Here is a 23,169-nt window from a genome sequence, read left to right as displayed (position 1 = left end):
CGCCGACCGACCCGGTGCCGACCGACCCGCCGCAGGCCGGTCCGGCGCAGGCCGCCGGTCCGCGCCGGGGTGGCCCGCTGCTGCCCCGCCGCGCCCCGGGCACGTCCCGGCGCCCCGGGTTGCCGAACGGCCCGCAGCAGCCCTCGCAGGCCCTGCCGGTGCCGCCGCCGGGGCGCGGCCAGGAGTTCCCCGGTGACGCCGCCGAGACCGCGATCGACCCGCAGGGCCCGCCGACGGAGTTCCACGAGAAGGTCGAGGGCTTCGACGACAAGGCCGCGACCCGGTTCGACGACTACCAGGCCCACGACGACTACCCCGGCCTCGGCGCGGGCCCGCGCGGTCGCGCCGCGGTCGACGAGCGCCCCTCCGGCGACTTCGACGTGAGCAGGCTCGACGCCCCGGACACCGACGACGACCGACCCGACGACCGCGACGACGAGGACGACCTCGAAGAGCTCGAGGACCTGGACGACCTCGACGCCGACGACACCGACGACGAGCGCGAGACCTCGCCCACCCGCGAGTGGCTGATCATGGGTGGTCAGCTCGCGCTCGGCGTGGCCGGTGGCGCGGCGGTGTGGCTGGGCTTCAACTGGCTGTGGCGGGTGCTGGCCCCGGCGGCGCTGATCGGCGCGCTGGCCGTCATCGTCGGCCTGGTGCTGATCGTCCGCAAGATCCGCAAGGCCGAGGACCTGCAGACCACCGTGCTGGCGGTGCTGGTCGGCCTGGTCGTGACGGTGTCCCCCGCCGTCCTCCTGCTGCTGGGCCGATGACGGCGGTCCCGGTCGGCCTGTCCACCGCCTCGGTGTGGCCGCAGACGGCGGCGACGGCGTTCGCCCTCGCCGCGGACCTCGGCTACGACGGCGTCGAGGTCATGGTGTGGGCCGACCCGCTGAGCCAGGACGTGCCGCAACTGCGCAGGCGGTCGCGGAGCACGGGCGTGCCGGTGCTGGCCGTGCACGCCCCGTGCCTGCTGATCACCCAGCGGGTCTGGTCCCCGGACCCGGAGGTCCGGCTGCGCCGGGCGGTCCGCGCCGCGCAGGACCTCGACGCCCGCACGGTGGTGGTGCACCCGCCGTTCCGCTGGCAGCGCCGCTACGCCGACGGCTTCGCCGACCTGGTCGCCGCCCTGGAGGACGAGAGCGGCGTGGCGGTGGCGGTGGAGAACATGTTCCCCGTCCGCCGCGGCCTCGGCGCGGGGCGGGCGGTGGAGCTGTCCGCCTTCCGCCCGTCGACCGACCCGACCGACGAGGGTCACCGGCACTACACGCTGGACCTGTCGCACGCCTCCGCCGCCAGGGTGGACGCGATGGCGCTGGCCGGGCGGATGGGCGCGGGCCTGACCCACGTGCACCTCGCCGACGGCAGGGGCCTGCCCAAGGACGAGCACCTGGTCCCCGGTCGGGGCGACCAGCCGTGCGCGGAGCTGCTGCACAGCCTGGTCGAGCGGGACTTCACCGGGCAGGTGGTGCTGGAGGTCAACACCCGGCACGCCAAGGCGCCGGGGGCGCGGGCCGCCGAACTGCGCGAGTCGCTGGCCTTCGCCCGCAAGCACCTCGTGCCCCGCTAGGGCCAGTCCTCGAAGCCGCCCAACCACCCCGCCAACCGCCTGCCACACCGAACCCCAGCCGCACGGCAGCCCAACCGGCCACCCCCCAACCGGCCGGCCACGCCGAACCCCATCGCGCGCAGCAGGCGACCACCCCACCAACCGTCAGCCGGGCGGCCCGCCACACCGAACCACACTGTGCGCAGCCGCCGACCACCCCGAAAACCGCCGGCCCGGTGACCACATGCCCGGGTGGGTGGATGTGCTTGGGTGGGGGTAGCGATCATGTGCAAGCCTGCCTGGGCTGTGGGGCATCCCTTCAGCCCCACTCGGTCACACTGGGCGCATGATCGCTGTAGGGGCCCCGCCCAAGCGGATCCACCCACCCGGGCACGTGAACGAAAATCCCGGCCCTTGAAACCACGGCACGGCCGAGCAGATCCACCCGGGCACCCCCACCAAACGACCGGCGCTTGAGCCGACAGCACACGGCAAGGCCCCGGCGAAGCTAGATCCACCCGGGCACCCCCAAACCCCGGCCCTTGAGCCGACAGCACACGGCCCAGGGCAGGCGAAGCGACCAAGGCCACGACCCAACTGATTTTGCAGCCCCCGAATCAATCCAAGCAGGGGGAACCGACAACGGCGGCCGGTCGGATCGGGGTTGTCCACAGGCGGTCGGGCGCCACCCCCGACAGGAGACGTAGGACGACCGGACGGTTTATCACCGAGTTGGCATTCCCCACGTAGAGTCCCGGTCCGTGAACCCACTCCGTTCCCTGATCCTCGCCGCCGCGCGGAACGGCGCCACCCGCCGCCTCGTGGCGACTGCCCCCGTGAGCCGCGACGTCGTCCGCCGGTTCGTGGCGGGGGAGACCACCGAGGACGCCGTCGCCGTGACCCGGCGGCTGGTCGACTCCGGTCTTTCCGTCACCCTCGACCACCTCGGTGAGGACACCACCGACACCGAGCAGGCCGAGCACACCGTCCGCGCCTACCTCGACCTGCTCTCCGCCCTGGGCCCGCTCGCCGCGCACGCCGAGGTGAGCGTCAAGCTCACCGCCGTCGGCCAGTTGCTCGACGAGGGGCTGGCCAGGGACAACGCCGCCCGGATCTGCGCCGCCGCGGCCGAGGCGGGCACGACGGTCACCCTCGACATGGAGGACCACACCACCACCGACTCCACCCTCCGCGTGCTCGACGACCTGCGCCGCGAGCACCCGTGGGTGGGCGCGGTCCTCCAGTCGTACCTGCACCGCACCCTCGACGACGTGCTCGACCTCTCCGGCCCCGGTTCCCGGGTGCGGCTGTGCAAGGGCGCCTACGCCGAACCGGAGTCGGTGGCCTTCCAGGAGGCCGCCGAGGTCGACAAGAGCTACGTGCGCTGCACCAACGCCCTGCTCGCGGGCTCCGGTGTGCCGATGTTCGCCACCCACGACCCGCGCCTGGTGCGGATCATCGGCGAGCGCGCCCAGGCCCACGGGCGCCCCCCGGGCAGCTACGAGCACCAGATGCTCTACGGCATCCGCCCCGAGGAGCAACTGCGGTTGGCCCGCCTCGGGCACACCGTCCGGGTGTACGTCCCCTACGGCGGCGAGTGGTACGGCTACCTCATGCGCAGGATGGCCGAACGGCCCGCGAACACGGCGTTCTTCCTGCGCGCCCTGGTGACCCGGACCTGACGGGCGGCGGCGATGGTGGCGCGGGGGGAATCGGTGGACCGGGCGTGGCAGGCTGTGGCCATGAATAGCGCTGCTGGGCACGGCGATGTGCGGGCGGGTGGCGGCCCGGCGCCCGCGGGCGGGTCGTTCGCCGCGGCCGTGCGCGTGCGCCCCCTGGGGGACGGCACGTTCACCGCCGACCTGCCCGCCGCCTGGACCGTGGGCGGGCGCCCGCACGGCGGCTTCCTGATGGCCCTGCTGGCCAAGGCGGCCGTGGCCACGCACACCGGTTCCGGCACGCCGCTGATCGACCCGCTCTCGGTGAGCGCGCAGTTCCTGCGCCCACCGGGGGTGGGGCCGGTGCTGTTGCGCACCGACGTGCGCAAGTCGGGCAGGCGCACCACCGTCGTGTCCGTCCACTTGGAACAGAGCGGGCACAGTTGCGTCGAGGGCCTGGTCACCACCGGCAGGCTGCCAAGGGAGCGGGCCGCCTGGACCGACCTGCCCAACCAGTCCGCCGAACCGCCCGGCAACGCCATCGACCTGTCGGCCATGCGCTCGGCGTCGGCGTTCAAGCTCAGCGAGACCTGCGACGTCCGCCTCGACCCCAACGGGGCGGGCTTCCTGCACGGGCACATCGGCGACCCGCTGCGGCTGCGGCTGTGGGCCCGCCCGCGCGGCGAGCACCCCGACCCGCTGTTCGCGCTGGTCGCCGGGGACATCTCGATGCCGGTGACGTTCAACCTCGGCCGCGTCGGCTGGTCGCCGACGGTCCAGCTCACGGCCTTCCTGCGCTCCCGCCCGGCCCCGGGCTGGCTGCGCATCCAGGTCGAGTCCAAGGCCGTGCACGGCATGTGGTTCGACGCCGACGCCACCGTCGTCGACTCCACCGGCCGCCTGGTCTGCCAGGCCCGGCAGCTCGCGCTCTCCGCCATCGGCTGACCCCCGGGGGGGAGCCGGTTCCCCCGGGGCGCCCGGGTGCCCCGGGCGGTGGATAGCCTGGTCGCATGACTGAGGTGAAGCGACCGGTCGTCGCGGTGTTCGGCGCGGGCAAGATCGGCGAGGCGCTGCTCTCGGGCCTGCTGCACGGCGGGCGGAGCACCGACGAGCTGGTCTTCACCGAGCGCTCGACCGCGCGCGCCGCCCAGCTCACCGCCGAGCACGGCATCCCCTCCGCCGACGTGGCGGACGCGGCGAAGCGGGCCGACGTGCTGGTGGTCGCGGTCAAGCCGCAGGACATCGAGCCGCTGCTGGACGAGCTGGCGCCGGTGGTCGGCCCGGACAAGCTGGTCGTGTCGCTGTGCGCGGGCCTGCCGACCGCCCTGTTCGAGCGCAGGCTGCCCGAGGGCGTCCCGGTGGTCCGGGTCATGCCGAACACCCCGATGCTCGTCAACGAGGCCATGAGCGCCATCTCCGCGGGCGCGCACGCCGGTCCCGAGCACCTGGCCACCGTCGAGGAGCTGATGGGCGTCGTCGGCAAGGTCGTCCGGGTGCCCGAGTCGCAGCAGGACGCCGTCACCGCGCTGTCGGGCTCCGGGCCCGCCTACTTCTTCTACCTGGTCGAGGCCATGATCGACGCGGGCATCCTGCTCGGCATCCCGCGCGCGGTCGCCCAGGACCTCATCGTGCAGTCCGCGGTCGGCGCGGCCACCATGCTCGCCCAGGGCGGCGACCACCCGGTGACCCTGCGCGAGGCGGTCACCTCCCCGGCGGGCACGACGATCATGGCGATCCGCGAGCTGGAGCGGCACGGGGTCCGCGCCGCGCTCATCGACGCCATCGAGGCGGCCAGGGACCGCTCCCGCGAACTGGGTGCGGTGCACGACCAGAACTGATTGATTAACCGAAAGTGACATCGCACCAGTCACACGTGTCCCGCTACCCTCGATCGAAGCACGTGCGTGTCGAATCCGTCGGTGGGGAAGCCGGCGGCGCGACGCGTGTTGAAGGTTGCGGTGAATCATGGCTGTTCAGAAGCGAGATGAGCCCAAGACCCTGCCCCAGGTGCAATTCCTGACCGTGGCCGAAGTGGCCACCCTGATGCGGGTCTCCAAGATGACGGTCTACCGGCTGGTGCACAACGGCGAGCTACCCGCGGTGCGGGTCGGCAAGTCGTTCCGCGTGCCGGAGAAGGCCGTGCACGACTACCTGCAGAACGCGTACTTCGACGCGGGGTGATCCGGGCCCGTTGACAGGCCCCTTGCCGAGGCCGCCCAAGCCGCCGGGTACTCTGGTCAGCCGTTGTGCCTGGTGTCTTGGCGCGCGTCCTCGGACGTGGCAGCACCGGAGCGCCGGACTCCAGTACGACCAACGGACAGGAGCTGAACCCACATGGGCTCGGTCATCAAGAAGCGTCGCAAGCGCATGTCGAAGAAGAAGCACCGCAAGCTGCTGCGCAAGACTCGCGTCCAGCGTCGCAAGCTCAAGAAGTAGTTTCGCAACACCCGGCGGGCGGCCTGTGCTCACATGGGTACAGGCCGCTGCCGTGTTCGGGTGAACATCCCCCAACACCCCGTGTGACCTGCGTTAAGAGTGTGTTGCTCGACTGGCGGCCCGCCGCGGCCCGCGTACAGTCGTAGGTCCCGACACCTCATCCCAGGGATGCCCATGACGCCCAAAGTCGTTCTGGTGACCGGCGTCGGCGGCTACCTGGGCGGCCACCTGGCCGCCCGGCTCGCGGCCAACCCGGACATCGACCGCGTCCTCGGCGTCGACACCGTGCCCCCGTACCGGGACGTGGTGCGCACCATGGGCCGGGCCGAGTTCGTCCGCGCCGACATCCGCAACCCGCTGATCGCCAAGGTCATCACCTCGGCGAACGTGGACACCGTGCTGCACGCCTCCCTGACCGCGGTCCCGCCCGGGCCCACCCGGCGCACCGCGCTCAAGGAGATGAACGTCATCGGCACCATGCAGCTCCTGGCGGCCTGCCAGCGGGCGCCGTCGGTGCGCAGGCTGGTGGTCAAGTCCAACACCACCGTCTACGGCGCGGGCCCCCGCTCCCCGGCGGTGTTCACCGAGGACGACACCCCCAAGGACATCTCCTCCGGCGGCCCGGCCAAGGACGCCGTCGAGGTGGAGCAGTACGTGCGCGGCTTCGCCCGCCGCCGCCCGGACGTCGAGGTCACCCTGGTCCGGCTGACCAACCTGATCGGCCCCCGGGTCGACACGGTGCTCACCCGCTACTTCGCCCTGCCGGTGGTCCCCACCGTGCTCGGCTACGACGCCCGCATCCAGCTCCTGCACTCGGAGGACGCCCTCGCGGTGCTGGAGCAGGCGGCCCTGCGCGAGGGCGGGGGAGTGTTCAACGTGGGCGGCGACGGCGTGCTGATGCTGTCGCAAGCCATCCGCCGGGCGGGGCGCATCCAGCTTCCGATGCCCGCCGCGGCGGTGCCCACCGCGGGCAGGCTGCTGCGCGGCGCCCGGCTGGTCGACTTCAACCCCGACCACGTGCGCTACCTGAACTACGGCCGGGTCGTCGACACGACCCGGCTGCGGACGGTCTTCGGGTTCACCCCCAGGTGGACCACCCGGCAGGCGTTCGACGACTACGTGCACGGCAGCGCGCTGCGGCCGGTGCTCGACCCGTCGCTGCTCGCCGCGTTGGAACGCCGGGTCCTGCGGACCCAGGCGTGAGGCTACCGAGCGGAGAAGGTGCGTAGGGAATGCAGGAAGCCAGGGTGATCCCGCTCCAGCGGACCGAGCGGCATCGCCGGTTCACCCCGTCGTCCACCCCCGACGGCCCGGCCGTCGAACCGACCCCACTGCGCCCCGAGCCCGCCGCGCCGCAGGTCTCGCCGCTGCGCCGGGGCGTGGCCGACGCCCTGGCCTTCGCCAGGCGCAGGCTCGCGGGCGACTACCAGGTCGACGAGTTCGGATTCGACCGCGACCTCACCGAGACCCTCCTGCTCCCGCCGCTGCGCGTGCTCTACGACAAGTGGTTCCGGGTCGAGGTCAGCGGCATCGAGAACCTGCCGGTCGACAGCGGCGCCCTGATCGTCAGCAACCACTCCGGCACGCTGCCGATCGACGCGATGATGACCGCGGTCGCCGTCCACGACAACCACCCGCGCGAGCGGTACCTGCGGATGCTCGGCGCCGACCTGGTCTTCCAGGTGCCGGTGCTGGGCGCGCTGGCCCGCAAGTCCGGCCAGACCCTGGCCTGCAACCCCGACGCCGAGCACCTGCTGCGCTCCGGCGAGCTGGTCGGCGTGTGGCCGGAGGGCTTCAAGGGCGTCGGCAAGCCGTTCTCCGACCGCTACAAGCTCCAGCGCTTCGGCCGCGGCGGGTTCGTCTCGGCCGCCCTGCGCACCGGGGTGCCCATCGTCCCGTGCTCCATCGTGGGCGCGGAGGAGATCTACCCGAAGATCGGCGACCTCAAGGCCATCGCCAGGCTGTTCGGCCTGCCGTACTTCCCGGTCACCCCGTTCTTCCCGCTCCTGGGCCCGCTCGGCGCCATCCCGCTGCCGTCGAAGTGGCACATCCGCTTCGGCGAGCCCATCGCCACCGACACCTACGACGCCGACGCCCAGGACGACCCGATGCTGGTCTTCAACCTGACCGACCAGGTCCGCGAGACGATCCAGCAAACCCTGTACCGGATGCTCACCCAGCGCGGCAACCCGTTCCTGGGCTGAGGTACATCTTCAACTTCCCGACCGAGGAGCACTGGAGGTCGCGTTCCCGGCCGGCGGACGTCGAATCCGGTCTCGTCGCGCTCAGGCAGACCATCGCGGAGCACGGCGTGACCTCGGTGGCGGTCCCGCCGCTGGGGTGCGGGAACGGCGGACTCGACTGGTCGGACGTGCAGCCGCTGATCGTTCAGCACCTCGGAGACCTCCCGGGGGTCGAGGTCCGGCTCCACGCCCCCGACGGCGCTCCTCCGCCGGGACGGACGACGAACTGAACAACCGCCCCGACGGGTTCCCACCGGTGCGGAACCCGTGTCCCCAGAACCCGCTACCGGGCCAGCCGGTAGCGGGTCAGGCCGCGGATCACCACGGTCTTGCGCCAGCGCGCCCGCCCGACCGGCTTGAGCTCGGGCAGCCGCTCGGCCAGGGCCGTCAGGGCGACCTCGCCCTCCAGCCGGGCCAGGGGGGCGCCCAGGCAGTAGTGGATGCCGCTGGAGAACGACAGGTGGTCGCCGCTGTCGGGGCGGGAGATGTCGAACCGGTCGGGGTCGGTGAACACCTCCGGGTCGCGGTTGGCCGCGCCCAGCAGGCAGGCGACGATCGTGCCCGCCCGCGCCTTCACCCCGCCGATCTCCACGTCCTCGTGCGGCAGCCGCTGCGTCATCTGCACCGGCGACTCGTACCGCAGCACCTCGTCCACCGCCGCGGGCGCCAGCGCCGGGTCCGCGCGCAGCGCCGCCCACTGCTCGGGGTGCGCGGCGAAGGTGTGCACGGCGTTGCCGATCAGGTTCGACGTGGTCTCGAACCCCGCGATCAGCAGCAGCTCGCAGGTCGAGAGCAACTCCTGCTCGGTCAGCTCCCCGCGCCCGAGCGCCCCGACGAGGGTGCTGATGACGTCCGGCCCCGGGCAGGCGGTCCGCTCCTCGATCAGCCGCAGGAACAGCTTCTGCAACTCCCCGGTGGCGTCGCGCAGGTCCCTCGCGTGCCGGACCGACTTGATGCCGTCCAGCGAGGCGCCGAGGACCCGCCCGTACCGCAGGAACGTGTCCGCGTCGACGTCCGGCACCCCCAGCAGGTCGCTGATGACGGCGATCGGCAGCGGCGAGGCGAAGTCCGCGACCAGGTCGAACACCGGCTTCGCCAGCGCGTCGTCGAGCAGCCGGTGCGTGGTCTTCTGCACGCTCTCCCGGTACCCGGCGATCTGCTTGGGCCCGAACGCGGGCCGGGCCAGCCCCCGCAGCCGGGTGTGGTTCGGCGGGTCCTCCTCCAGGAACGTGTGCGTCACCAGGTGCTCGGCGGGCAGCGGCGACCGCGCGAACGGCGCGGGCTCGGACCCGTCGGCCGTCCGCACCCCCAGCCGCCGGTCCCGCAGCACCTGCGACACCAGCGCGTGCGAGGCCACGGTCACCGCCCCGGTCCGGCTGCGCTGCGCCCCGCGCAGCCGCCGGTACTGGGCGTACGGGTCGGCCCGCCACGGCGGTGCCACCACTCGCGCCAGCGGGTCCCCGGCCGCGGCGATCCCCCACACCCCGCCCCACACCAACGCCAGCCGACCACCCAGAGCGATCTCGTCCCGAAGCGCCATGCGATCCACCCTAGGCCGTGTCCTGCACGAGCCCGGGATTTTGTCGGTGGTGCCCGGGTGGGTGGATCCGCTTCGCCAGGACCATGCCGCGTGCTTCGGCTCAAGCGCCGGTCGTTTGGTGGGGGTGCCCGGGTGGATCTGCTCAGCCGTGCCGTGGTTTCAAGGGCCGGTCGTTTGTAGGGCGTGCCCGGGTGGGTGGATCCGCTTGGGCGGGGCCCCTACAGCGATCATGTGCCCGGTGTGACCGAGTGGGGCGAAAAGAGTGCCCCACTGCCCAAGCAGGCTTGCACATGATCGCTACCCCCACCCAAGCACATCCACCCACCCGGGCATTTTCGTAGCCGGGCCGGCGGTTGCGGGGGTGATCGGTGGCTGCGCAGGGTGGAGTTTCGGGTGGCTGGTCGCCCTGCCGGTGGTTGGTGGGGTGGTCGGCGGCTGCGCACAGTGTGGTTCGGTGTGGCGGGCCGCCCGGCTTGCGGTTGGTGGGGTGGTCGCCTGCTGCGCGCGATGGGGTTCGGCGTGGCCGGCTGGTTGGCCTGCGGTTGGTCGGGTGGCAGGCGCGCGCAGCCTCAGAAGGCCCGCTTCTTATAGGCCAGGCCCGCCGCGACCGCACCGGCCAGCGCGCCCGCGCCCAGCACCGACGGCACGCCGATCTTCGCCGCCTTGCGCCCGGTCCGGAAGTCGCGGATCTCCCAGCCGCGCTTGCGGGCGACCTCGCGCAGCCCGCCGTCGGGGTTGACCGCCACCGCGGTCCCCACTACCGACAGCATCGGCACGTCGTTCGAGGAGTCCGAGTACGCCGTGCACCGGCGCAGGTCCAGCCCCTCGCGGGCGGCCAGCGAGCGCACCGCGTGCGCCTTGGCGGGCCCGTGCAGCATCTCGCCGACCAGCTTGCCGGTGAACACCCCGTCGGTGCTCTCCGCGACCGTGCCCAGCGCCCCGGTCAGCCCCAGGCGGCGCGCGATGATCGAGGCCAGCTCGACCGGGGTGGCGGTCACCAGCCACACCCGCTGGCCCGCCTCCAGGTGCATCTGGGCCAGGGCGCGGGTGCCGGGCCAGATCTTGTCCGCCATCAGGTCGTCGAAGATCTCCTCGCCGAGCGAGATCAGCTCCGCCACCGTGTGGCCCGCGACGAAGGACAGGGCCTGCTCGCGGCTGGTGCGGATGCTCTCCGCGGTCTCCTTGCCGCCGACGCGGAACAGGACCTGCTGCATGGCGAACTTGAGCAGGTCGGAGTTGGTGAAGAACTTGCGCGCGGCCAGGCCGCGGGCGAAGTGGAAGATCGAGGCGCCCATCATGACGGTGTTGTCCACGTCGAAGAAGGCGGCGGCGGTGAGGTCGGGTGGGGCGCTGGTGCGCGGCGGCTCGTTGGCCTCCATGGCGACCGCGGCGTCGGCGCTCGCCGCGCCCGCGACCGCCGCGATGCGTTCGCGTTCGAGTTCGGGGTCCTGCTCCCCACGCCGCAGGGACACCGCGCGCCTCCCGTCCGATTGGGACTCCGCCGATCAGTGTCGATCAGTCAGTCGACCAGTCGCCCCACAGCCTAGCGCCGTCCGGTCAGCCGATCTCGATACCGGGCAGGCCCAGGATCGGGGGTACCGCGATCGTGGGCAGGGGGAGTGGGAGCGGCACCGTCAGGGTCGGCGGCGTCGAGGTTCCCGGCTTCGGCGGCGGTGGCGTGGTCGTGTCACCGGGCACCGACGGCGGCGGCTGGACCGGGATCGGGGCGGTCGTGGTGGCCACCGGGTCGCTGCCCGCGCCCGGTGCGGGGGGCAGGCCCGCCGGGCCGCCTGCACCGGTGGTCGGGGCGGTCCCGCCGGTGCTGCCGGTGGTGCCGGGGACACCGGTCCCCGGCTGGGTGCCCGCCTGCGACGACGGCGCCGCGGCGCCGGGGCGCAGCGCGCACAGCGTGGTGGCGGGCAGCGGGCCCAGCTCGTCGACCGCGCCGGAGGTCACCTCGTAGCAGGGCAGCCGGTCGAGCAGCGCGGCCGAGCGGGCCTGGATCTCGGCCAGCAGGGTCGAGGTGGTCGACTCGCGGTTGGCCGCGGCCGAGGGCAGCCGGTCGCGCACGGCGTTCAGGCGGGAACCCTGCTGGGCCGCCCAGCCGCCCAGCGCGTCGAGCCCGCCGCCGTCGCCCGCGGTGGCCAGGGCCAGCAGTTGGCGGGTGCCCGCGGTGGTGTCGCCCTCGAAGTCGGAGAACGCGGCCAGGTAGTCCGACACCGGGCCGCCTGCCGGGTCGGGGTGGCGCTGGGCCAGCGTCTCGATCTCGGTGATCCGGGCGGAGGCGAACTCCAGGTGCTTGAAGGCCCGCTCCTCGTCGCCGAAGGTCAGGCCGAGGGACGCGGCCTCGCCGGTGCGCTTGATCCCGTACAGCGGATCACCCGGGAGGGCGTCGCGGGCCAGCAGCAGGCTCATCCCGCCGAGGGAGAACACCATCACCAGCACGGCCACCGCCGCCACCGCGAACCGCCCGCGGACCCCGTGGGTGGTTCTTGGGCCCTCCCCGGGCCGCGTGCTGCCGGTGGCCCCGGTGGCGCGGCGGGTGCGCGGCGCGCGGCCCGCCCGGACCGGGCGCTGGCTGGGTGCCGGTCGCGGTCGCTCGGCGGTCAGCTCGGTCAGCACCCGCTCGCGGATGCGGTCGCGGGCCGAGGGGTCCGGGCCGGTCAGCGGGCCGAGCTGGGCGAACAGGCCGAGGACGGCCCGGTCGTCGTCGGTGAAGTCGTCGTCGAGGTCGGCGAGCAGCGCTCCGAGGTCGGCGCGCGACGACCCGGCGCGGCCGTCCGGCGCACGCCCGTCGCGCGGGCCCGAGGACCCCGATCCGCTCTCCACATCCCGCTCCGATTCCGGCATTGGCTCTTGATCGGTCTCAACGACCGATGGTGCCGGTGGTTACGGCATCGGCCCGTCGCTCCCCGGGTTGTACACCCGTTCGGCGTATACCGCTCACCGGAGCTCCGTCGGCAGCAACTGCGCGAGCCGCCGCACCGCCCGGTGCTGCAACGCCTTCACCGCACCCTCGTTGCGGTTCATGATCTCCGCTGTCTCCGCGACGGACAACCCTTGCAGGAATCGGAGCACGATGCACTCCCGCTGGTCGTCGCCGAGCTGGTCGACGCACTCCAGCAGCGCGTCCCTGGTCACCCTGGACATGACCTGCTGCTCCGGGCCCGCCTCGTCGCGCTCGGAGTCGCGGAACTCCGGGGTGGTGACCTCCAGCCGGTAGCGGCTGGACTTGACGTGGTCGAGCACCAGGTTGCGGGCGATGGTGACGAACCACGCACCCACGTCGCGGCCCTGGTAGCTGACCGAGGTGATGCGGCGCAGCGCGCGAAGGAACGTCTCGCTGGTGACGTCCTCGGCCAGCTCGCGGTCGCCCACCCGGAACAGCACGTAGCGGAACACCACGTCGACGTAGCGGTCGTAGAGCTTGCCGAAGGCGACCGTGTCCCCGGCCTGCGCGGCGTGCACCAGCTCCCAGGACGCGCGGTGCGCCTCCTCGGCCTCCACCGGCTCGGTCCCGGCGGCCCCGTCGATCTCGGCCACCTCGTCCCCGGGAACGGCCGCGTCCCCGGCCGGCTCCGGTGCCGGACGGGCGTGCGGCACGGCCGCGTCGGCCGTGTTCGTTCGCGTAGGACGGGTCATCGAGCTGCCGCTCACTCCCTGGACGGTCCCGTTCGGGCTGACCACACGTTGGGGATCCGGTAGAGCTTACGTGTCGTTACTTTTTAGTAGTTGATAAGTCTTCAGGTAAAGGATGTGTCATCTGATGTAGTGAACCGTGATGTTGGTGAGCCGCGCCACAGCGTGGCCATTGCCCGATGCCCTGCAAATGCAGCACCCTATCCGGGTACCTGCGACGAGAGGCCCGCTCCGATGGCAGAGTTGCCCACCGGAACCATCGCTGACCTGGTCATGAAGGCCGCCGCGACGGTACCCCGTCATCTCGCCCTGGTCGACGCCCCCGGCGGGGCGTCCCTGACCTGGCAGGCGCTGGACGCGGCGGTCGACGCCTACGCCGGGGTGCTGACCGACCACGGTTTGACGCAGGGTGATCGCGTCGCCCTGTTGCTGCCCAATGGGCTCGAATTCTGCGTCGCCCTCTTCGGCGTCATCCGCGCGGGTGGTGTGGCCGTCCCGATCGACACCGACTCCGCCCCGCCCGAGGTGGAGCGGGTCGTGGAGCACTGCGGCGCCAAGCTGGCCCTGGGCCTCGGCGAGGACGCCGCCGCTGCGGCGCTGCCCGCCCCGGTGCTCGACGCGGCGCCGGGGGAGCCGTTCGCGGCCGTCGGCGGCGGCGAGGACCTGGCGCTGCTCTGCTACACCTCCGGCACCGCCGGGGTGCCGCGCGGGGTGATGCTGTCGCACCGGGCGCTGCTGGCCAACGTCGAGCAGTGCGCCGCGCTGCGCCCGGCCCCGGTCACCGCCCAGGACCGGGTCCTGCTGGCCCTCCCGCTCTCGCACGCCTACGGCCTGTCCGGCCTGTGGCAGGTCGCCGCCGCCGGGGCCACCGGGGTGCTGCTCGACCGCTTCGCCGTGGACAGCGCGCTGGCCGCCTGCCAGGAGCGGCGGATCAGCACCATCGTCGGCGTGCCCGCGATGTACCAGGCGTTCGTCGGCGCCGGGGCCGAGCGGCTGGGCGAGGCGCTGTCCACGGTCCGGCTGGCCACCTCCGGCGCGGCCCCGCTGGACCCGAGGGTGCTGGCGGGCTTCCGCCGCGAGACCGGCCTGTCGATCTACGAGGGCTACGGCCTGACCGAGACCGGCCCGGTGCTCACCTCCACCCTGGTCAGCGGCGTCGCCAAGCCCGGCTCGGTCGGCAAGCCCATCCCCGGCGTGGAGCTGCGCCTGGTCGACAGCGACGGCTCCACCGTCGACGTCCCCACCGAGGACGACGAGATCAGCTACGGCGAGGAGGAGACCGGCACCGGCCTGGTCGCCGCCCGCGGCCCCAACCTGTTCAGCGGCTACTGGCCCGACGGCGCCCACGGCCCCGACGCAGAAGGCTGGTTCCGCACCGGTGACGTCGGCTACCTCGACCCCGACGGCGACCTGCGCCTCGTCGACCGCGCCAACGACCTGATCATCGTCAACGGCTTCAACGTCTACCCGCACGAGGTCGAGCGGGTCGTCGGCGAACTCCCGGGGGTCGCCGAGGCCGCCGCCGTGGGCGTCCCGGACGCGCGCGCGGGCGAGCGGGTCAAGGTCGTGGTCGTCCTCCGCCCCGGAGCGGAACTGACCGAGGACGGCATCCGCGCCCACTGCGCGGAGAACCTGGCCCGCTTCAAGGTCCCGGCGGCGGTGGAGTTCGCCGACGCCCTCCCGCACTCGGTCACCGGCAAGATCCGCCGCGCGGGCCTGCGCGGCCCGCGCTGACCCCGCCGGTAGCGTGGCGCCCATGAGCACCAGGGTGACGGTGGTGACCAGGCAGGGCTGCCACGCCTGCGAGGTCGCCGAGGCCGACGTCGCACGCATCTGCGCCGACCTCGGCGTCACCTGGGACACCACCGACGTCGACGCCGACCCGGAACTGCGCGCCGAGTTCGGCGACCGCGTGCCGGTGATCCTGGTCGACGGGGACGAGCACGGGTACTGGAAGGTCGAGGAACCCCGCCTGCGCGCCGCCCTCGCCTGAGCTTCGCGGACCGGGGTTGCCACCCGTTCGGGTGGTGGCAATCCGCGGGGCCACCGGGATCGAATACCGGACGTGGACACCATGGAGCGCGACGCAGTGGCCGAGGCACAGCCCGCCGACAGGCTGCCGGTGCCGATCGCGGCGCTGATCGGCGTGCTCGCGGTGGCCGCCGCCCTGGCCGCCGGTCACTTCGTGGCCGGGTTCGTGGGGCCGACCGCCTCCCCGTTCCTGGCCGTCGGCAACAGCGCGATCGACCTGACGCCCGAGTCGCTCAAGTCGTTCGCCATCCGCAACTTCGGGTCCAACGACAAGCTCGTGCTGCTCTCCGGCATGGCCGTGACCATGCTCGTGGTCGCCGTCGTCGCCGGTCTGCTGTCGCGCCGCAAGCCGCTGCCCGGCCTCGTCATCGCAGGCGCCCTGGGCCTGGTGGCCGTCGCCGCCGTGCTCAACCGCCCCGACGGCGGGCAGCTCGCGGTGCTCGCCCCGATCGCCAGCCTCGCCGCCGCCGTCGGCGTCTTCCGCTGGTTGCACCTGGTGGCCACCAGCCGCTTCACCGCCGACTCCGCGCACGCCCGGGGCCTGTCGCGCCGGAAGTTCCTCTACTCCTCCGCCGGTGTTGCGGTCGGCGCGGGCGTGCTCGGCGGGGTGGGCCAGTTCCTGTCGGGCCGCGTCGACGTCGAGGGTTCGCGGGCGGGTGTCGGCTCGCTCAAGCCGAAAGTCCCGGCCCCCGCCATCCCCAACACCGCCGACTTCTCCGCCATCGGCTCGTCGAAGTTCATCACCAGCAACGAGAAGTTCTACCGCGTCGATACCGCCCTCACCGTGCCCCGCCTGCGCGCCGAGGACTGGAAGCTGCGCGTGCACGGCCTGGTCGACACCGAGCGCACCTTCGACTTCGGCGACATCCGCGACCGCGACCTGGTCGAGAAGACCATCACCATGACCTGCGTGTCCAACGAGGTCGGCGGCCCGTACGTCTCCACCGCGAACTTCATCGGCGTCCCGGTGCGCGACCTGCTGCTGGAGGCGGGCGTGCCGAACCGCTCCGCCTGGGTCTTCTCCACCAGCGTGGACGGGTGGACCACCGCCACCCCCGTGGCCGACCTGCTCGACGAGGAGCGCGGCGCGCTGCTGGCCATCGGCATGAACGGCGAGGCGCTGCCGCTGGAGCACGGCTTCCCGGCCCGCCTGATCGTCCCCGGCCTCTACGGCTACGCCTCGGCCACCAAGTGGGTCGTCGACCTGGAGCTGATCACCGAGGGCGCCAAGAAGTTCTACTGGGAGGAGCGCGGCTGGGCCACCAAGGGGCCGATCAAGACCCAGTCCCGGATCGACTTCCCGGTCGGCTTCGGCAACGTCCCGGCGGGCAAGGTCCAGGTGGCCGGGGTCGCCTGGGCGCAGACCGTGGGCATCGACAAGGTCGAGGTCCGGATGGACGGCGGCCCCTGGCAGGTCGCCGAGCTGGCCACCGAGGTCAACGACCGCACTTGGCGGCAGTGGCGGGCCGAGTTCGACCTGACCAGCGGCAGCCACCGGGTCGAGGTCCGCGCCACCGACCGCAACGGCAACACCCAGACCCCCGACCGCGTGCCGCCGATCCCCGACGGCGCGACCGGCTGGCACCTCATCCAGTTCTCCGTGGACTGAGCCCCGACCCGGGAGCGCCGCCGCAGAGCACTGCGGCGGCGCTCCCTTGTCCGGCGCGGGTGCCGTCCGACACACCACCCGCTTTCGCACAGGTGTTCGACTGTGGGCTATACTCGACAGCATCCGGGATTGGTCGGCGGGGAAGGTCGACCAAGGTCGGGTGCCTGGCGGTCGGCGAGCCCACGCGGCTCGCCGACCGCCGGCCCGTTCGCACCCGCCCCACCCTCTCCGGGCGCCCGCCGCGCACCGCCCGTCAGCGCGGCCCTAGGCCATCCGGGTACACCTCGATCCGGTGGTGTGGCGTGCGTCAAGCCCCTGGCCACTGACTTTGTGCACGCGTTCACAAGCGGTACCGTGTTCCCATCCCGGAGACATTTCCTGTCGAGGAGTACCAGCGTGGCGGCACAGCGAGGCCAGCGGAACGGTGTCGGCGGCGACACCCCACCCGCCCCCACCGCCGCGGAGGTCACGACTCCGATCCCCAGGGTGGCCGAGGTGCCCGCGGCGCGGGAACGCGCGCGGGCGATCCCCGAGGCCGCGGTGGCCCGGCTGGCCGTCTACCTGCGGGTGCTCTCCGCCATGCAGGAGCAGGGCGCGGGAACGGTCTCCAGCGAGGAGTTGGCCGCCGCCGCCGGGGTCAACTCGGCCAAGCTCCGCAAGGACCTGTCCTACATCGGCTCGTACGGCACCCGCGGCGTCGGCTACGAGGTGGCGGTGCTCATCGAGGAGATCGAGCGCATCCTCGGGCTGACCCGCAAGCACAGCGTCGCCGTGGTCGGGATCGGTAATCTCGGTCACGCCCTGGCCAACTACGGCGGCTTCCCCGGGCGCGGCTTCCCGGTCTCCGCGCTGTTCGACGTGGACCCCGACCTGGTCGGGGTGCCGGTCGGGGGCCTGCCGGTGGACCACATCGACGACATCTCCCGCGTGTGCGCCGAGCGCGAGGTCTCCATCGGGGTCATCGCCACGCCGCCGCCCGCCGCCCAGACGGTCTGCGACCGTTTGGTCGAGGCGGGAGTTCAGTGCATCCTGAACTTCGCGCCCGTCGTGCTGCAGGTGCCCGACCACGTCGAGGTGCGCAAGGTCGACCTGGCGGTCGAGCTGCAGGTGCTGTCGTTCCACGTGGCGCGGCGAGCCGACGACGCGGCCGCCACGAACGGGCAACAGGTCAACGGGATGGTGGTGTCATGAGCGTGCTCGCGGTCGGGATGTCGCACCGCAGCGCCGACGTCCGCTTGCTGGAGCGGGTGACGGTCGCCGCCGCCGACGTGCCCAAGGTCCTGCACGACCTGCTGGCCTGCCCGGACGTCACCGAGGCCGTGCTCGTCTCCACCTGCAACCGGGTCGAGGTCTACGCCGTCGTCGAGGCCTTCCACGCCGGGCTCTCCGACGTCGTGGGCGTGCTGGCCCGGCACGCCGGGGCCGACCCCACCGCGCTGCACGACCACCTCTACGTGCACTACGCCGCCTCCGCCGTGCAGCACCTGTTCACCGTGGCGGCGGGCCTGGACTCCATGGTGGTCGGCGAGTCGCAGATCCTCGGCCAGGTCCGCATCGCCTACAACACCGCCACCGAGTGCGGCACCGTCGGCCGCTCGCTGCACGAGCTGGTGCAGCAGGCGCTGCGCATCGGCAAGCGCGTGCACACCGACACCGGGCTCGACCAGGTCGGCGGCTCCGTCGTCTCCGAGGCGCTGGCCGACGCCGACCGGTCCCTGGGCGGCCTCGCGGGCCGCTCGGCGCTGATCGTCGGCGCCGGTTCCATGGGCGGGCTGGCCGCCGCGGCCCTGCGCCGCGCGGGCGTCGGCGAGGTCGTCATCGCCAACCGCTCCGCCGCCAACGGCGAGCGGCTGGCCGCGGCGCTGCTGGAGCAGGGCGTCCCCGCCCGCGCCGTGGTCGGCCTGCACGACCTGTCGGCCCTGATCGCCGCCGCCGACGTCGTGGTGTCCTGCACCGGCGCGGTCGGCGCGGTCATCCCGGTCGAGGCCGTCGCCGCGCGGACCACGCCGCTGGTCGTCTGCGACCTGGGCCTGCCGCGCGACGTCGAGGACGGCGTCGGCGAGCTGCCCGGCGTGCACGTGGTCGACCTGGTCAGCCTCCAGCGCCGCCTGGCCGAGACGCCCAGCGGGCTCGACACGCGCCGGGCCGCCGAGATCGTCGCCGAGGAGGTGCGCGGCTACCTCGCCGCGCAGCGCTCGGCGGAGGTCACCCCCACCGTGACCGCCCTGCGCCGCCGGGCCGCCGAGGTCGTCGACGCCGAGCTGCTGCGCCTGGACTCCCGGCTGCCCGACCTGGACGACCCGGTCCGCGACGAGCTGGCACGCACGGTCCGCCGGGTCGTCGACAAGCTGCTGCACACCCCGACGGTGCGGGTCAAGGAGCTGGCCTCCGGCCCCGCGGGCACCGGTTACGCCGAGGCGCTGCGCGAGCTGTTCCAGCTCGACCCGCAGAAGCCCGCCGCCGTGGCCCTCGCCAGTGAGGACAAGACGTGAAGCGAACCATCAGGATCGGCACCCGCGGCAGCGCCCTCGCGCTCGCCCAGACCGGGACCATCGCCGACGCGCTGGAGAAGGCGGGCGCGGCGACCGAGATCGTCGTCGTGTCCACCCCCGGCGACCGCTCGCACGCCCCCATCGCCGAGATCGGCGTGGGCGTGTTCACCTCGGCGCTGCGCGACGCGCTCGCCGACGGGACCGTGGACGTGGCCGTCCACTCCTACAAGGACCTGCCGACCGCCCCGGACCCGCGCCTGTCGATGGCCGCGGTGCCGCAGCGCCAGGACCCCCGGGACGCGCTCGTCGCGCGCGACGGGCTCACCCTGGGCGAGCTGCTGCCGGGTGCGCGGATCGGCACCGGCTCGCCCCGGCGGGCCGCGCAGTTGCACGCGCTCGGCCTCGGTCACGTGATCGTGCCGATCCGCGGCAATGTGGACAGTCGGATCAAGAAGGTGCGCGACGGCGAACTCGACGCCGTCGTGCTCGCCCGCGCCGGGCTCGCCCGGCTGGGCAGGCTCGACGAGATCACCGAGACCCTCGACCCCATCCAGATGCTCCCCGCGCCCGCGCAGGGAGCGCTGGCGGTGGAGTGCCGGGTCGACGACGTCGACGTCGAACACCTTCTCCAGTCCACAGTGGATGACGAAGCCACCCGGCTCGCGGTTGCCGCAGAGCGCGCCATGCTGGCCGCGCTCGAAGCGGGATGCAGCGCGCCCGTTGGCGCTTTGGCCGACGTCGTCGAAGACTTCGACCAGGACGACAGGGTGATCCTCCGCCTGTCGCTGCGCGGCGTCGCCGCCGCCTACAGCGCGGACGGCGACCCGACGGGTCCGGTCGAGATCATGCGAGCGTCGGCCACCGGTGACCTGACCGAAGGAGAGCAGCTCGGTCGTGCGCTGGCCGCCGAGCTGTTGGAACTCGGGGCCGGGGTGCTCTCCGGTCCCGAGGCGTAGTTGATGGGAAGTGTGGCCTGACATGACCACCCGTGCACGTAAGTCCCCCGGTCGCGTCGCCTTCGTGGGCTCCGGTCCCGGCGACGCCGGACTGCTCACGGTTCGCGCCAAAGAGCTGCTCGAACGCGCCGAGCTCGTGGTGACCGACCCCGATGTGCCCGCCGCCGTGCTGGCCTTCACCAGCGCCGACGCCGAGGTGCGCCCCGCCGTGGGGCAACCCGCGGACGTGGCCAAGGACCTCTCCGGTGAGGCGAAGGCCGGTCGCGTCGTGGTGCGCCTGGTCGCGGGCGACCCGCTGACGCACTCGGCCGTGGTGGCCGAGGCGCAGGCGGTGGCCCGCACCAGCGCGGTGTTCGACGTCATCCCCGGCGTCTCCCCCGCCACCGCGGTCCCCGCCTACGCGGGCATCGCCCTGGGCTCCGGGCACACCGAGGTCGACGTGCGCGGCGACGTGGACTGGGCGGCCCTGGCGGCCGCACCCGGCCCGATCGTGCTGCACGCCAGCGCCAGCCACCTCGCCGAGGCGGCCTCCTCGCTGGTCGAGCACGGCCTCGCCGCGCAGACCCCGGTCGCGGTCACCGCGGACGGCACCGCGACCAGCCAGCGCACCGTCGACACCACGCTGGCCTCGCTCGCCGCCGACGCCGGGGAGATCTCCGGGCACCTGGTGGTGACGGTCGGCGCCGCCGCCGCGCAGCGCTCGAAGCTGTCGTGGTGGGAGTCGCGCGCCCTCTACGGGTGGCGCGTGCTGGTGCCGCGCACCAAGGACCAGGCGGGGGAGATGAGCGAGCGCCTGCACCTGCACGGCGCGATCCCCAGCGAGGTGCCCACCATCTCGGTCGAGCCGCCGCGCAGCCCGGCGCAGATGGAGCGCTCGGTCAAGGGCCTCGTCGACGGCCGCTACCAGTGGGTCATCTTCACCTCGACCAACGCGGTGCGCGCGGTCTGGGAGAAGTTCGCCGAGTTCGGCCTGGACGCCCGCGCCTTCTCCGGCGTGAAGATCGCCTGCGTGGGCGAGGCGACCGCGGCCAAGGTGCGCTCGTTCGGCATCAACCCGGAACTGGTGCCCTCGGGTGAGCAGTCCAGCGAGGGCCTGCTGGCGGACTTCCCGCCGTACGACGACATCCTGGACCCGGTGGAGCGCGTGCTGCTCCCGCGGGCCGACATCGCCACCGAGACCCTGGCGGCGGGCCTGCGCGACCGCGGCTGGGAGATCGACGACGTGACGGCCTACCGCACCGTCCGGGCGGCCCCGCCGCCCGCCGACACCCGCGAGATGATCAAGACCGGCGGTTTCGACGCGGTGTGCTTCACCTCGTCGTCGACCGTGCGGAACCTGGTCGGCATCGCGGGCAAGCCGCACACCCGCACCCTGGTGGCGTGCATCGGCCCGAAGACCGCCGAGACCGCCCGCGAGTTCGGCCTGCGGGTCGACGTCCAGCCCGAGCACGCGACGGTGCCCGCGCTCGTCGACGCCCTGGCCGAGCACGCGGCCCGGCTCCGCGCCGAGGGCGCGCTGCCGCCGCCGCGCAAGACCAAGCGCGCGCGCCGCTGACCGGCGCGGCACTGACAGACTGGGCGGGCGGGGTTGCCACTGGCACCCCGCCCGCTCCCATTTGCCGATCCAGTTCGGGAGAGCCGATGTTCCCCAACCACCGCCCCCGCCGCCTGCGCCGCACCCCCGCGCTGCGCCGCATGGTCAGCGAGACCACCCTCGCGCCGCACCAGCTCGTGCTGCCCGTGTTCGTGAAGGAGGGCGCCACCGAGCCGACCGCGATCGCGAGCATGCCGGGCGTCGTCCAGCACACCCGCGACACGCTCCGCAAGGCCGCGGTCGAGGCGGTCGAGGCCGGGGTGGGCGGCATCATGCTGTTCGGCGTCCCCGAGGTCCGCGACGCCGTGGGCTCCGGCGGGGTCGACCCGGAGGGCATCCTCAACGTGGCCCTGCGGGACCTGCGCGCCGAACTCGGCGACAGCACGATCCTGATGTCCGACCTGTGCCTGGACGAGTTCACCGACCACGGCCACTGCGGCGTCCTCGACGGCGAGGGCAACGTCGACAACGACGCCACCCTGGCGGTCTACGCCGACATGGCCAGGGCCCAGGCGGACGCTGGGGCCCACCTGCTCGGCCCCAGCGGCATGATGGACGGCCAGGTGGGGGTGATCCGCGAGGCCCTGGACACCGCGGGCCACGTGGACACCGGCATCCTGGCCTACTCGGTCAAGTTCGCCTCGGCCCTCTTCGGCCCCTTCCGCGAGGCGGTCGACTCCCAGCTCACCGGCGACCGCAAGACCTACCAGCAGGACCCGGGCAATATCCGCGAATCCCTGCGCGAGGTCCAGCTCGACCTGAACGAGGGCGCGGACCTGGTCATGGTCAAGCCCGCCGGGGCCTACCTGGACGTCATTCGTGCGGTGCACGAGGTCTCCGACGTGCCGGTGGCGGCCTACCAGGTCTCCGGCGAGTACGCGATGGTCGAGGCCGCCGCCGCCAACGGCTGGCTGGACCGCGACCGCACCATCCTGGAAACGCTGACGTCCATCCGCCGCGCGGGCGCCGACGTCATCCTCACCTACTGGGCCACCGAGGCCGCGACCTGGCTCAACCGCCGCTGACCCCGCTGTTCTGGTCGGACTGGCAGGCCGCTGCGGCGACCCGCCGCTCCCGCGCGGTGGTCGCGGTCTCGATCAACCGGTCGAGGCTGCGATCGGTGAGCACGACCTCGAACCCGGTCGCCCACTCGCCCAAGAGCAGGCGGGTGTCCTCGTCCTCGCCGAGGGTGAAGCTCATCCGGCAGTCGTCGGGCACGCTGACCCAGGCCCCGACGGTGGGCACATCGCTCATGGGAATCTCCCGAAACGCTCGAAGGTGGGGGTTGTACTGCCGTTGAGACAACGGGTTCGGCCCCTATCCTGCAAGCGCACGCGGAGAAGACCCGGAATGTCGTTGGCAAACCGAGTCCGATACCGCGAAACGAGCGGGGAAAGTCTTGCAAATCGGATGTAAGCTCCC

General features: G+C 73.1%; 22 protein-coding genes and 1 pseudogene. 18 read left to right on the top strand and 5 right to left on the bottom strand.

From position 1 onward, the window contains the following. The 10 genes and pseudogenes from L6E12_RS06795 to L6E12_RS35665 form a co-directional block, all read left to right on the top strand. A pseudogene (locus L6E12_RS06795) lies at window positions 1–773 on the top strand (hypothetical protein); the annotation flags it as partial. Continuing rightward, window positions 770–1,570, top strand: coding sequence for a sugar phosphate isomerase/epimerase (locus tag L6E12_RS06790; protein ID WP_236227017.1), 801 nt, complete (start codon window positions 770–772; stop codon window positions 1,568–1,570). The pseudogene L6E12_RS06795 and the gene L6E12_RS06790, both read left to right, overlap by 4 nt. 740 nt (window positions 1,571–2,310) lie before the next feature. Further along, a complete protein-coding gene (locus tag L6E12_RS06785; RefSeq protein WP_236227016.1) occupies window positions 2,311–3,231 on the top strand; it encodes a proline dehydrogenase family protein in 921 nt (306 codons plus the stop codon). A 60-nt stretch (window positions 3,232–3,291) separates the two neighbouring features. Then, window positions 3,292–4,152 carry a thioesterase family protein gene (locus L6E12_RS06780; protein WP_236227015.1) on the top strand — a complete coding sequence of 287 codons (861 nt, stop codon included), beginning with the start codon at window positions 3,292–3,294 and terminating at the stop codon, window positions 4,150–4,152. A gap of 65 nt (window positions 4,153–4,217) precedes the next feature. Then, entirely contained in the window at window positions 4,218–5,045 is an 828-nt protein-coding gene (gene proC, locus L6E12_RS06775; protein ID WP_236227014.1) for a pyrroline-5-carboxylate reductase, read from the top strand. A 127-nt stretch (window positions 5,046–5,172) separates the two neighbouring features. Beyond that, window positions 5,173–5,388 (top strand): helix-turn-helix domain-containing protein, encoded by a 216-nt coding sequence (locus L6E12_RS06770; protein WP_236227013.1) that lies wholly within the window; start codon window positions 5,173–5,175, stop codon window positions 5,386–5,388. A gap of 153 nt (window positions 5,389–5,541) precedes the next feature. Next, window positions 5,542–5,643, top strand: coding sequence for a 30S ribosomal protein bS22 (locus L6E12_RS06765; protein ID WP_018684825.1), 102 nt, complete (start codon window positions 5,542–5,544; stop codon window positions 5,641–5,643). A 174-nt stretch (window positions 5,644–5,817) separates the two neighbouring features. After that, window positions 5,818–6,846, top strand: a complete 1,029-nt coding sequence (locus tag L6E12_RS06760) for an NAD-dependent epimerase/dehydratase family protein (protein ID WP_236227012.1) — start codon at window positions 5,818–5,820, stop codon at window positions 6,844–6,846. A 29-nt stretch (window positions 6,847–6,875) separates the two neighbouring features. Then, window positions 6,876–7,847, top strand: coding sequence for a lysophospholipid acyltransferase family protein (locus L6E12_RS06755; RefSeq protein WP_236227011.1), 972 nt, complete (start codon window positions 6,876–6,878; stop codon window positions 7,845–7,847). Then, entirely contained in the window at window positions 7,844–8,116 is a 273-nt protein-coding gene (locus tag L6E12_RS35665) for a macro domain-containing protein (RefSeq protein WP_374201842.1), read from the top strand. The genes L6E12_RS06755 and L6E12_RS35665 overlap by 4 nt, the downstream gene beginning before the upstream one ends. A gap of 53 nt (window positions 8,117–8,169) precedes the next feature. On the opposite strand, the gene L6E12_RS06750 is transcribed toward L6E12_RS35665, so the two are convergent. The 4 genes from L6E12_RS06750 to L6E12_RS06735 all read right to left on the bottom strand — a co-directional run bounded on the left by L6E12_RS06750 (window position 8,170) and on the right by L6E12_RS06735 (window position 13,068). Then, window positions 8,170–9,426, bottom strand: coding sequence for a cytochrome P450 (locus tag L6E12_RS06750; RefSeq protein WP_236227010.1), 1,257 nt, complete (start codon window positions 9,424–9,426; stop codon window positions 8,170–8,172). A 569-nt stretch (window positions 9,427–9,995) separates the two neighbouring features. Next, window positions 9,996–10,805, bottom strand: coding sequence for an HAD family phosphatase (locus L6E12_RS06745; RefSeq protein WP_110079695.1), 810 nt, complete (start codon window positions 10,803–10,805; stop codon window positions 9,996–9,998). Between the two features lie 178 nt (window positions 10,806–10,983). Next, on the bottom strand, window positions 10,984–12,276 hold the full coding sequence (locus L6E12_RS06740; RefSeq protein WP_236227009.1) for a DUF5667 domain-containing protein: 1,293 nt from the start codon (window positions 12,274–12,276) through the stop codon (window positions 10,984–10,986). Window positions 12,277–12,369: 93 nt separating this feature from the next. After that, on the bottom strand, window positions 12,370–13,068 hold the full coding sequence (locus L6E12_RS06735) for a sigma-70 family RNA polymerase sigma factor (protein WP_236227008.1): 699 nt from the start codon (window positions 13,066–13,068) through the stop codon (window positions 12,370–12,372). Between the two features lie 231 nt (window positions 13,069–13,299). Between L6E12_RS06735 and L6E12_RS06730 the strand changes: the two genes are divergently transcribed. From L6E12_RS06730 to hemB, 8 genes are all read left to right on the top strand, one after another. Then, window positions 13,300–14,799 (top strand): AMP-binding protein, encoded by a 1,500-nt coding sequence (locus L6E12_RS06730; protein WP_236227007.1) that lies wholly within the window; start codon window positions 13,300–13,302, stop codon window positions 14,797–14,799. Between the two features lie 22 nt (window positions 14,800–14,821). Then, on the top strand, window positions 14,822–15,058 hold the full coding sequence (locus L6E12_RS06725) for a glutaredoxin family protein (RefSeq protein WP_236227006.1): 237 nt from the start codon (window positions 14,822–14,824) through the stop codon (window positions 15,056–15,058). 81 nt (window positions 15,059–15,139) lie between these two features. After that, the gene (locus tag L6E12_RS06720; protein ID WP_236227019.1) at window positions 15,140–16,705 is read left to right on the top strand and encodes a molybdopterin-dependent oxidoreductase; all 1,566 of its coding nucleotides are present in this window, start codon (window positions 15,140–15,142) and stop codon (window positions 16,703–16,705) included. A 396-nt stretch (window positions 16,706–17,101) separates the two neighbouring features. Further along, on the top strand, window positions 17,102–17,896 hold the full coding sequence (locus L6E12_RS06715; protein WP_110079415.1) for a redox-sensing transcriptional repressor Rex: 795 nt from the start codon (window positions 17,102–17,104) through the stop codon (window positions 17,894–17,896). Next, window positions 17,893–19,197, top strand: coding sequence for a glutamyl-tRNA reductase (locus L6E12_RS06710; RefSeq protein ID WP_236227005.1), 1,305 nt, complete (start codon window positions 17,893–17,895; stop codon window positions 19,195–19,197). The genes L6E12_RS06715 and L6E12_RS06710 overlap by 4 nt, the downstream gene beginning before the upstream one ends. After that, window positions 19,194–20,153 (top strand): hydroxymethylbilane synthase, encoded by a 960-nt coding sequence (gene hemC, locus L6E12_RS06705; RefSeq protein WP_236227004.1) that lies wholly within the window; start codon window positions 19,194–19,196, stop codon window positions 20,151–20,153. The genes L6E12_RS06710 and hemC overlap by 4 nt, the downstream gene beginning before the upstream one ends. Window positions 20,154–20,175: 22 nt before the next feature. Then, window positions 20,176–21,708 (top strand): bifunctional uroporphyrinogen-III C-methyltransferase/uroporphyrinogen-III synthase, encoded by a 1,533-nt coding sequence (locus L6E12_RS06700; RefSeq protein ID WP_035279349.1) that lies wholly within the window; start codon window positions 20,176–20,178, stop codon window positions 21,706–21,708. Window positions 21,709–21,794: 86 nt separating this feature from the next. Next, window positions 21,795–22,772, top strand: coding sequence for a porphobilinogen synthase (gene hemB, locus L6E12_RS06695; RefSeq protein WP_236227003.1), 978 nt, complete (start codon window positions 21,795–21,797; stop codon window positions 22,770–22,772). On the opposite strand, the gene L6E12_RS06690 is transcribed toward hemB, so the two are convergent. Then, window positions 22,759–23,001: a hypothetical protein gene (locus L6E12_RS06690; protein WP_236227002.1), complete on the bottom strand. Its 243-nt coding sequence runs from the start codon at window positions 22,999–23,001 to the stop codon at window positions 22,759–22,761. The genes hemB and L6E12_RS06690 overlap by 14 nt on opposite strands. Between the last annotated feature and the right edge of the window lie 168 nt (window positions 23,002–23,169).

It is taken from the genome of Actinokineospora sp. PR83 (assembly GCF_021056305.1).
In the GTDB taxonomy this organism is placed as follows: domain Bacteria; phylum Actinomycetota; class Actinomycetes; order Mycobacteriales; family Pseudonocardiaceae; genus Actinokineospora; species Actinokineospora spheciospongiae.
Note: the sequence above shows the minus strand (reverse complement) of the source record. Positions and strands in the feature narration are given on the sequence as shown.

Excerpts from the sequence above, each read along its gene's own strand:
- L6E12_RS06790 (WP_236227017.1), top strand. The coding sequence starts at position 770 with ATGACGGCGGTCCCGGTCGGCCTGTCCACCGCCTCGGTGTGGCCGCAG.
- L6E12_RS06780 (WP_236227015.1), top strand. The coding sequence starts at position 3,292 with ATGAATAGCGCTGCTGGGCACGGCGATGTGCGGGCGGGTGGCGGCCCG.
- proC (WP_236227014.1), top strand. The coding sequence starts at position 4,218 with ATGACTGAGGTGAAGCGACCGGTCGTCGCGGTGTTCGGCGCGGGCAAG.
- L6E12_RS06770 (WP_236227013.1), top strand. The coding sequence starts at position 5,173 with ATGGCTGTTCAGAAGCGAGATGAGCCCAAGACCCTGCCCCAGGTGCAA.
- L6E12_RS06765 (WP_018684825.1), top strand. The coding sequence starts at position 5,542 with ATGGGCTCGGTCATCAAGAAGCGTCGCAAGCGCATGTCGAAGAAGAAG.
- L6E12_RS06760 (WP_236227012.1), top strand. The coding sequence starts at position 5,818 with ATGACGCCCAAAGTCGTTCTGGTGACCGGCGTCGGCGGCTACCTGGGC.
- L6E12_RS06755 (WP_236227011.1), top strand. The coding sequence starts at position 6,876 with ATGCAGGAAGCCAGGGTGATCCCGCTCCAGCGGACCGAGCGGCATCGC.
- L6E12_RS06750 (WP_236227010.1), bottom strand. The coding sequence starts at position 9,426 with ATGGCGCTTCGGGACGAGATCGCTCTGGGTGGTCGGCTGGCGTTGGTG.
- L6E12_RS06745 (WP_110079695.1), bottom strand. The coding sequence starts at position 10,805 with ATGGAGGCCAACGAGCCGCCGCGCACCAGCGCCCCACCCGACCTCACC.
- L6E12_RS06740 (WP_236227009.1), bottom strand. The coding sequence starts at position 12,276 with ATGCCGGAATCGGAGCGGGATGTGGAGAGCGGATCGGGGTCCTCGGGC.
- L6E12_RS06735 (WP_236227008.1), bottom strand. The coding sequence starts at position 13,068 with ATGACCCGTCCTACGCGAACGAACACGGCCGACGCGGCCGTGCCGCAC.
- L6E12_RS06730 (WP_236227007.1), top strand. The coding sequence starts at position 13,300 with ATGGCAGAGTTGCCCACCGGAACCATCGCTGACCTGGTCATGAAGGCC.
- L6E12_RS06725 (WP_236227006.1), top strand. The coding sequence starts at position 14,822 with ATGAGCACCAGGGTGACGGTGGTGACCAGGCAGGGCTGCCACGCCTGC.
- L6E12_RS06720 (WP_236227019.1), top strand. The coding sequence starts at position 15,140 with ATGGAGCGCGACGCAGTGGCCGAGGCACAGCCCGCCGACAGGCTGCCG.
- L6E12_RS06710 (WP_236227005.1), top strand. The coding sequence starts at position 17,893 with ATGAGCGTGCTCGCGGTCGGGATGTCGCACCGCAGCGCCGACGTCCGC.
- L6E12_RS06700 (WP_035279349.1), top strand. The coding sequence starts at position 20,176 with ATGACCACCCGTGCACGTAAGTCCCCCGGTCGCGTCGCCTTCGTGGGC.
- hemB (WP_236227003.1), top strand. The coding sequence starts at position 21,795 with ATGTTCCCCAACCACCGCCCCCGCCGCCTGCGCCGCACCCCCGCGCTG.
- L6E12_RS06690 (WP_236227002.1), bottom strand. The coding sequence starts at position 23,001 with ATGAGCGATGTGCCCACCGTCGGGGCCTGGGTCAGCGTGCCCGACGAC.